The 7,398-nt window shown below is 36.8% G+C and carries 12 protein-coding genes and 1 pseudogene; 6 read left to right on the top strand and 7 right to left on the bottom strand.

What is annotated here, in order from left to right:
• From M901_RS00180 to M901_RS00170, 4 genes are all read right to left on the bottom strand, one after another.
• Positions 1-607: YbgA family protein (locus tag M901_RS00180; RefSeq protein ID WP_021276107.1), on the bottom strand; the 607-nt coding region annotated here is incomplete at its 3' end.
• A gap of 47 nt (positions 608-654) precedes the next feature.
• Complete coding sequence (locus M901_RS00175) at positions 655-903, bottom strand: DUF523 domain-containing protein (protein ID WP_021276109.1); 249 nt, start codon at positions 901-903, stop codon at positions 655-657.
• Positions 900-1,250, bottom strand: a complete 351-nt coding sequence (locus tag M901_RS16015; RefSeq protein WP_021276113.1) for a DUF1731 domain-containing protein — start codon at positions 1,248-1,250, stop codon at positions 900-902. Before M901_RS16015 ends, M901_RS00175 begins: the two co-directional genes overlap by 4 nt.
• The gene (locus tag M901_RS00170; protein ID WP_021276116.1) at positions 1,231-1,860 is read right to left on the bottom strand and encodes an NAD-dependent epimerase/dehydratase family protein; all 630 of its coding nucleotides are present in this window, start codon (positions 1,858-1,860) and stop codon (positions 1,231-1,233) included. Before M901_RS00170 ends, M901_RS16015 begins: the two co-directional genes overlap by 20 nt.
• A 176-nt stretch (positions 1,861-2,036) precedes the next feature.
• On the opposite strand from M901_RS00170, the gene M901_RS00165 reads away from it, so the two are divergent.
• Entirely contained in the window at positions 2,037-2,972 is a 936-nt protein-coding gene (locus M901_RS00165; RefSeq protein ID WP_021276118.1) for a MerR family transcriptional regulator, read from the top strand.
• A gap of 12 nt (positions 2,973-2,984) precedes the next feature.
• On the opposite strand, the gene M901_RS00160 is transcribed toward M901_RS00165, so the two are convergent.
• Positions 2,985-4,427: an NAD(P)/FAD-dependent oxidoreductase gene (locus M901_RS00160; protein WP_021276115.1), complete on the bottom strand. Its 1,443-nt coding sequence runs from the start codon at positions 4,425-4,427 to the stop codon at positions 2,985-2,987.
• Positions 4,428-4,483: 56 nt separating this feature from the next.
• Positions 4,484-4,882 carry an MAPEG family protein gene (locus M901_RS00155; protein WP_034719114.1) on the bottom strand — a complete coding sequence of 133 codons (399 nt, stop codon included), beginning with the start codon at positions 4,880-4,882 and terminating at the stop codon, positions 4,484-4,486.
• A gap of 58 nt (positions 4,883-4,940) precedes the next feature.
• Here M901_RS00155 and M901_RS00150 point away from each other — a divergent pair, with 58 nt between their 5' ends.
• On the top strand, positions 4,941-5,465 hold the full coding sequence (locus tag M901_RS00150; protein ID WP_021276119.1) for a glutathione peroxidase: 525 nt from the start codon (positions 4,941-4,943) through the stop codon (positions 5,463-5,465).
• A 151-nt stretch (positions 5,466-5,616) separates the two neighbouring features.
• Here M901_RS00150 and M901_RS17310 read toward each other — a convergent pair whose 3' ends face one another.
• A complete protein-coding gene (locus M901_RS17310; RefSeq protein WP_021276108.1) occupies positions 5,617-5,793 on the bottom strand; it encodes a hypothetical protein in 177 nt (58 codons plus the stop codon).
• A 178-nt stretch (positions 5,794-5,971) separates the two neighbouring features.
• Here M901_RS17310 and M901_RS18135 point away from each other — a divergent pair, with 178 nt between their 5' ends.
• The 4 genes and pseudogenes from M901_RS18135 to M901_RS00140 all read left to right on the top strand — a co-directional run.
• Positions 5,972-6,103, top strand: a complete 132-nt coding sequence (locus M901_RS18135) for a hypothetical protein (RefSeq protein ID WP_021276110.1) — start codon at positions 5,972-5,974, stop codon at positions 6,101-6,103.
• A gap of 11 nt (positions 6,104-6,114) precedes the next feature.
• Positions 6,115-6,654, top strand: a complete 540-nt coding sequence (locus tag M901_RS16900) for an acyl-CoA dehydrogenase family protein (RefSeq protein WP_021276114.1) — start codon at positions 6,115-6,117, stop codon at positions 6,652-6,654.
• A gap of 2 nt (positions 6,655-6,656) precedes the next feature.
• On the top strand, positions 6,657-7,103 hold the full coding sequence (locus M901_RS16895; RefSeq protein WP_021276111.1) for an acyl-CoA dehydrogenase family protein: 447 nt from the start codon (positions 6,657-6,659) through the stop codon (positions 7,101-7,103).
• A gap of 1 nt (position 7,104) precedes the next feature.
• A pseudogene (locus M901_RS00140) lies at positions 7,105-7,398 on the top strand (hypothetical protein); the annotation flags it as partial.

The following is a 7,398-nucleotide window of genomic DNA, read 5'->3' as shown; positions in this document are numbered from 1 at the left end:
CTTTTGGATATGGATTAAAGAATCTTTGTTCCTTTAAATAAGCAATATCATACTTTTCAATTAAAAAATTTAAAATCGGCTCGACTTTATTTTCATAAGAGTTCTGTTTTGAGTAGTCCTCAATTAATGAATGAATATGCTCCTTGTCACTAAGATCTAGGTCCTTCTTTAAATATCCCATCATATGATAGAGAGAATTGATGATATTCTTCTTAGAGATTCTCGAAGAAAGCAACGTCATTAGCTTTTCAAGGTAAATATTAAAATCACCACCATTGGCCGCAATTCGTCCCATTTCGCGCATTGTATTTTGATTGTAGCCCATTAGAAGATATTTATATTCCTTATGAAAGGCCTGAAGATCACCTACTGTTTTTACATTCTGTCTAAATCTAAAATATGCAAAAAGCTTATTGAGGAAGATATGTCTTTGTTGTTCGTCATGTAATCTTCCACTATCAAATATTGGTGTATGGGGAAAATTGTCGATAAAAAACTGTCCAAAAACACCAGCTTCAAACTTGTCAGGAATACCTGTTTCTTGGTTACGATGCTTAACTCTTTCAACTACCACAACTAGGTGATTTTGACTGAAGAATAATTCCATCGATTTCTCTATCTTTAAAGTCAATTGCATACTTATCGAGACGATACTCATTGATTCACTATAGTCTTGCCAGATCGTCCAATGAGCTTTGGTTGTTCACCCTTTTTATATTCAATGTGGATTTGCTCCCTTGGCGTCCCCATCCCCATTGCCATTTCAGGACAAATAGGAAGGAAGTCAACATACTTAGCCAATTTCTCAGTGACCCAATCTAAGCGAGTATGCCCGCCATTAAATCGAACCTTCTCTCCGAGAATACAAGAACTAATAAGAACAAGTGGTTTTTCCTTTTTCATATCTTAACTCCTGACGAACTAAATCCTTTATGATTTTCACTAAAAATATCTGCAAATGCTTGATCGATATCTTTAAATTTAAATTCATAACCTTCTTTTAAAAAGCGGCTTGGTAATACTTTTTGTGAGTCGAGCAGTATCGAAGACATTTCTCCAAAAATTGTTTTTAAAACAAATCCAGGAACCGGGAAAATAGTCGGACGACTAATTGCTCTGCCTAAAGCCTTAGTGAAATCATAATTTGTCACCGGTTTATCTGAAACAGCATTATAAATACCTTCCGCTGATTCTGTCTCCATGGCCCAAACGAACATATTAACGAGTTCTTCACGGTGAATCCAACTCATATATTGTTTCCCATCTGCTAAGATTCCTCCAACAACCCATCTTAAATGGTAGGATCATTTTTGCGAGGGCTCCGCCGCCAGTATCAAGAACAACTCCTGTTCTCAAGGCCACAAAAGGTATATTGAGTTCATTTACCTCTCTAACTTTTGATTCCCATTCTTCACAAAGCTTTGCCAAAAAACCAGTGCCATGAACACTTTCTTCTGTAAGTTCTTCATCACCACGGTTCCCATAAATTCCAATAGCTGCTGAACTAATCACTTTTTTGATTGTATTATCTTTACCAGTAGTTTCTTTTATAGTTTTGAGAATAAGATCAAATGAATCAACTCTTGATGTCTTCAATCTCTTCTTTTTTTCATCACTCCATCTACCATCAGCAATAGAATCCCCAGCGAGATGGAAAATATACTCAACCCCAACAAGCGAATTTCTATCAAACTCTTGAGTCTCTGGATTCCAAAAGAAGCTTTCAACACCAACCCCATTCACTTCCTTAGGAAGGCTCTTTCTGGTCGTTAGAATGTTAATCTGATGACCTCTTTTCCCTAAGGCCTTAACTAGTGACTGACCCACAAAACCTGTTGCACCTGTAATAAGAACTTTCATAGCTAACTCCTTGATATGTAACCATCATACAACAGAAGTTAGACAAAACTACTAGACATGCACTAGACAAAGTTAGACAAACCTATACAAGACCAATATTTACAGATAGTTATAGAAAAACCGCCACTTATACAGAAACTAGATGTGTGATATATTAAATTAATCAGGAGGTCACAATGTCCGATTTTAATATCCAAGTAGCGTCAAATATTTCAGGTGTCTCTATCCATACCCTTAGAGCTTGGGAAAAACGATATCAAGCCGTCACTCCGAAAAGAACAGAAACAGGACGACGAGTTTATAGCGATGATGATATCAAAAAGCTTAAGGCACTCAATGATCTTTGCTCTCTCGGTCACAGCATTAGCTCCATTGCAAATAAAGAAATGAATGAACTTCAAGAACTCCTACAAAAGCATGGGGCGACTCACTCAGTTGAAGCTGATACTGCAGTGATAACATCAAATCCAGCCCTATCAAAAGAAACATTAAATCATCTTTTAATGGCACTAGAAGGAAATAGATTAGATATCATTTCTCACGAGCTCTACAATCTTAGGATGACAATTTCTCCAAGAGAATTAGCGCTTGAAGTGATCTCTCCTTTAATGGGAATGGTTGGAAAGTATTCTGAGGAAGGACGAATTAGTATTGTTCAAGAACATGCCCTTTCAAGTATTATAAAGTTTCACTTAGGCAAATTTGTTTTTAGGTCTTATGAAGAAAAGAGAAAAGCTGGAGACCTCTATATTATTACAACCCCTGAAAATGAATATCACGAGTTCGGTATTCTTCTCGCGAGTCTTCTTTGCACACACTATGGAAAGAACTTCTTTTATCTTGGACCAAACCTTCCAGCTCAATCACTCGCCGAGGCGATTAACTCCTTAGGTGGAAATAAAATTATTCTTGGCACTTCCTATTCAACTTGCGACACAGAAAGCCCTTATCTCACCAACTACATCAATGATGTTCTTTCTCTAATTCCAAAGGATGTCGATCTTTGCGTAGGAGGACCTGGTTTCTTCGACACAACAAAATTTCAGAAAAAGAAGAATTTTAATTTCTTCCCGACTCTAAACAATCTCGATCTCTATCTGAAAAATAATTAGCCCGTGTTTCCGTTATTCTAATGTATTATATGCACTCTGAATGACGGAAACAATTCCTTGACCAGGAAAAGAAAAATCCCCTACGTGATAGAACTTATCTTTGACGACTTTATTCGGAATCAAACGCAAGAGTGAAAGAGTTGAGTTGTGGATAAGTCCACCAACCTCACCTCTTGCCCTACCGGTATATCGTCTAAACGTCTTAGGCGTTCCTACAGACTCCAACCAAATGTCTTCTAAATTCAGTTCATCACAAACCATTGCTAATGTCTCTCTTACGAGCTGAGCATATTCTTGCTTTAAACAAAGGTATTTATCTTTATTTTCTCGTATTGAATCAAAGTCTCCATTCAAGTTGATATGACTTGAGACTGTGACACGTTTAGAGTCATTACTAAAAGAGTAAAATAAAGTTCCGATTCCAAGTCTATTTTTTTGAGCATCGATATGACACTGAAGATACTGATAGGAAAGTTTAACAGGGTTGGGAATCTTTAAGTAGGCTGTCATCGCTCCCCACAGCTCACCTTTTTGCTTTAACTTTTTGGCATAAATTGTGTTTAAACTACAATGATCTACCATCTCCTTTACGAGCTCTGGATGAATATTAAAAATAACCTTATCGCATTGGTAAACGTCTTTATTTGTATGGACGACAATTTGATCTTTCTTGTAATCAACTTTTAAGCACTTTTCTCTTAAGCGTATTTCACCACCAAACTTCTCTATTGCTTCGACTAGTTTTTGGCAAAACCCCATCATCCCTTGAGGATGCAGCCAAGTGTCTCGAGGATACATAATCCCCATAATCCCCATAAATGCAGGACATGTATGAGAAGTCTGCTGAGTACTTACAAGTAAAAGGCCGTTAATAAACTTTACGAATTTTTGATTCTCTTTAAATTTTTGAGGGAGAAACTCGTAGAAGGTTTTAGTAAAAATAGCTGGATTTTTTAAGAGATCTATATTTTCAAGACCGACTTTTAAGGCCTTTAGAGGATCGAGATATGGAAAACTTCCTGTGTGCTCTAAAAAGCTCCATAGACCTTTTTCTATTTCACTCCACCTTTTCAATTCCTCTTTAATCTCGTCAAGATCAACACCTAACTGACTAAACTCTTGAGCAATCTCATCAATGCCTTTACGTAGATGAATAAATTCTTGGTCCCAGAGAGTGATACCTGGATCACAAGGAACAAGTTCATTTTCTAAATTTAAACCCAAATCTTTTGATAATTTTGCCAGAGGTCGGTTTCCAATCATTCCACTAAGAGTGGTTGCTCCAACATCATATGCGCCCTCTGGTCTTCTAAAATATCCCGCACATCCACCAACAGCATAGTGACTCTCTAAAAGGGTAACCTTGTGACCTGCCTTAGACCACAGACCCGCAGCAGCTAACCCACCGACGCCAGCACCAATAATGACAATATGACTTTTTTTCTGATCTCCCATCTCTCTATTTTAAAGAACTTAAGACGAGACAGAAATCGATAAAACTTAGACAAGAATTAATTTAAGAAATGTATCTTGCCGATGGCCCATATATTGACTAAAGACATAACAAGGAGAGACCAAAGAGTAAGTCTCATCCCTAAAACACGATACTTAAAATTCATCTTTTCTTTTCTAAAGGCACGGTAATGAAAAATACGTCCAAAGAAGATTAAAAGCCCGAAGAGATGAACAATATATGGAGAAACCTGCTCACTATTTTCAAGACCAAAGAGAAGAATGAGCAAAATTGGAGTGTAAGCAGAAAAATTACTATGGGCACTGACTATCTGCTCAATCTGCCTATTGTCCCCTACTCCAAGAGAGATTTGATTACGTCTTCGAGCATTGATTGTTTCTAAAGAAATAAGAAAGTACAGAACCCCTAATAAGCTCGCATATAAGAAAGTCATCATCATTTATCTCCAAGTATAGTATTCTATTTACAATACATAATAACTATTGAGGTATACGATGAAAACGTTTTTAATTTTACTATCGACAATGATTTTTTCACTCGCAAGCGCGAAGTCTGTCTATGACTTTGAATTACCACAAAGCAATGACAAGAAAATTCAGCTTTCTAAATATAAGAATAATGTTCTTCTCATTGTGAATATTGCAACGAGATGTGGCTATACAGGGCAATTGGGTACACTAGAAAAGCTCTATCAAAAATATAAGGCCAAAGGTTTTATGATTGTTGGTGTTCCTTCCAATGAATTCATGGGGCAGTCTCCTGAGAACAACAAGGAAATCGTTAACATATGCCAAAGAGAATATGGAGTCACTTTTCCAATTGGTGTTAAACAGAAAGTCAAAGGAAGTGAAACAAACCCATTGTATAAATACCTCAAAGGGCAAACAGGTAATAAAGAAATTGGATGGAACTTTGAAAAGTTTTTAATTTCTAAAGAAGGAAAAGTCGTAAAGAGATTTAAGTCTAGTGTTGAACCACTTAGCAGTGATGTGACAAAGGCAATTGAATCATTACTATAAGGTCTTTTTTAAGGTCCTCCTTCCAAGAGAAAACTTTTAGAAGGAGGAAAGGCTGTATCATTAGTTCCTGTTTAACAGAACCAACAAACTTAATTTCCTCTATTTCTAAATAAGTTTTACTTCATCGTCTAACTAAGATTTCTTATCTCAATTAAAAAGAGTCTGCAAAAAACCTCGCCATTTTTACCGCGTATGGGTAAACAAAACTGTGAAAAACTACTGTAACAAGAAGCGTCGAAAGGATTACCATTAGTGGAAAGCTATCTGTGATAGTATCTTCAGTAGCATAAACCCCTGATTCTGTTGAAATATTTTGATCATCTCTCAAAGTAACCTCCTTGATAGACCTCAGACTATATTATATGACACAAATCATATAAACACCATTAATTGACAGAAGATGTAATAAAATCGCTAAATTAGCAAAAAATGCGGCAAAATTTTTATTCACGATTGCCCATAGAATTTGGTAACCTCTCAAAAATTTGAACAAAAAAGGGTTAGTAATGAACGAAATGCAGCAGGAAATTGTCGCAGGACTAAACAGATACCGTCTAGATAGAATTGAGCCACTTATGGAACACGACGACCAAGAAGGAAAATTCCGTATGGAAGTTTCAACGAGCTTGGTGAGTTAGGTTTTGCAGGTATGACTCTTCCAGAAGAATATGGTGGAGCCGGACTTAGCTATGAAGACTTCTGTTATGCACTTGAAGAAATTTCTAAGAGTTCAGTTTCTTATGCTGTGACGATCTCTGTTTCAACTATGACTCAAGCTATCCTAAATGCTTTTGGAAACGAAGAGCAAAAGAAGAAATACCTTCCAGAACTTACTTCAGGAAAGGCCATTGGTGCCTTCGCACTTTCTGAATCAGGATCTGGTTCTGACGCCGCTTCTCTTAAAACAACGGCTAAGAAAGTGGATGGTGGATATATCCTCAACGGTACAAAGCTTTGGATCACTTCAGGTGGAATCGCAAAAACATATATTGTGATGGCCAGAACAGGTCAAGAAGGAGCTAAGGGAATCTCTGCTTTCATCGTTGAAGATGGAATGGAAGGTTTTAGCTACGGTAAGAAAGAAAATAAAATGGGTTGGAATATCTCTCCTACTCGTGAACTAATTTTTGAAATTGCTTTGTACCTGAAGAAAACCTACTTAAAGAAGAAGGCTTTGGCTTTAAAGTAGCAATGAGTGCTCTAGATAGAGGAAGAATTACAATTGGTGCAATCGGTGTTGGTTGTGCGCAAAGAGCTCTTGATGAGGCAGTAAAATACTCTCTAGAGAGAAAGCAATTTAACCAAGAGATATTCAATTTTCAAGGTCTCCAATTCATGATGGCAGATATGGCAACGGAAGTCGAAGCCTCTAGACTTCTCGTTTTAAGTGCTGCTAAATCATTTGATGCGGGTACTCCAAATCAAACAGTTGCTTGTATGGCAAAGATGAAGTCAACTGATACAGCGATGAAAGTAACAACTGATGCAGTCCAAATTCTTGGAGGTGTCGGATATACAAAAGAATACCCTGTTGAAAGATTTATGAGAGATGCAAAAGTTCTACAAATTGTTGAAGGAACAAATCAGATCCAAAAAGTAGTTATCGCAAGACAACTTAAAAAGAAATACGAGAGATAAAATGCAGTTTATATACAATATAAAGAATTCTGAATCTCAATATACAGTTGAACAAATCCAGGAAGCGATCGACGCTTTTAAGAACTCGGTACGATTTGATTTTATTAAGACTCTTGATGATAAGAGCCTTATTTCTTCGACTCTTGAAATCTATGAACAATTTAAAGATCGCACGAACTTCGTACAAGTTGGTATTGGAGGAAGCTCTCTTGGTCCAGAAATGCTTATTAAGGCCATCAAAAGAACTGATAAGAACTTTTATTTCTTAAACAATATCGACACTGACCACACGGTA

The organism is Bacteriovorax sp. DB6_IX (genome assembly GCF_000447775.1).
In the GTDB taxonomy this organism is placed as follows: Bacteria; Bdellovibrionota; Bacteriovoracia; order Bacteriovoracales; family Bacteriovoracaceae; genus Halobacteriovorax_A.
The sequence above is the reverse complement of the archived record's forward strand: the minus strand, read 5'-3'. Positions and strand labels throughout refer to the sequence as shown.

Excerpts from the sequence above, each read along its gene's own strand:
- M901_RS00175 (WP_021276109.1), bottom strand. The coding sequence starts at position 903 with ATGAAAAAGGAAAAACCACTTGTTCTTATTAGTTCTTGTATTCTCGGA.
- M901_RS16015 (WP_021276113.1), bottom strand. The coding sequence starts at position 1,250 with ATGAGTTGGATTCACCGTGAAGAACTCGTTAATATGTTCGTTTGGGCC.
- M901_RS00170 (WP_021276116.1), bottom strand. The coding sequence starts at position 1,860 with ATGAAAGTTCTTATTACAGGTGCAACAGGTTTTGTGGGTCAGTCACTA.
- M901_RS00165 (WP_021276118.1), top strand. The coding sequence starts at position 2,037 with ATGTCCGATTTTAATATCCAAGTAGCGTCAAATATTTCAGGTGTCTCT.
- M901_RS00160 (WP_021276115.1), bottom strand. The coding sequence starts at position 4,427 with ATGGGAGATCAGAAAAAAAGTCATATTGTCATTATTGGTGCTGGCGTC.
- M901_RS00155 (WP_034719114.1), bottom strand. The coding sequence starts at position 4,882 with ATGATGACTTTCTTATATGCGAGCTTATTAGGGGTTCTGTACTTTCTT.
- M901_RS00150 (WP_021276119.1), top strand. The coding sequence starts at position 4,941 with ATGAAAACGTTTTTAATTTTACTATCGACAATGATTTTTTCACTCGCA.
- M901_RS18135 (WP_021276110.1), top strand. The coding sequence starts at position 5,972 with ATGAACGAAATGCAGCAGGAAATTGTCGCAGGACTAAACAGATACCGT.
- M901_RS16900 (WP_021276114.1), top strand. The coding sequence starts at position 6,115 with ATGACTCTTCCAGAAGAATATGGTGGAGCCGGACTTAGCTATGAAGAC.
- M901_RS16895 (WP_021276111.1), top strand. The coding sequence starts at position 6,657 with ATGAGTGCTCTAGATAGAGGAAGAATTACAATTGGTGCAATCGGTGTT.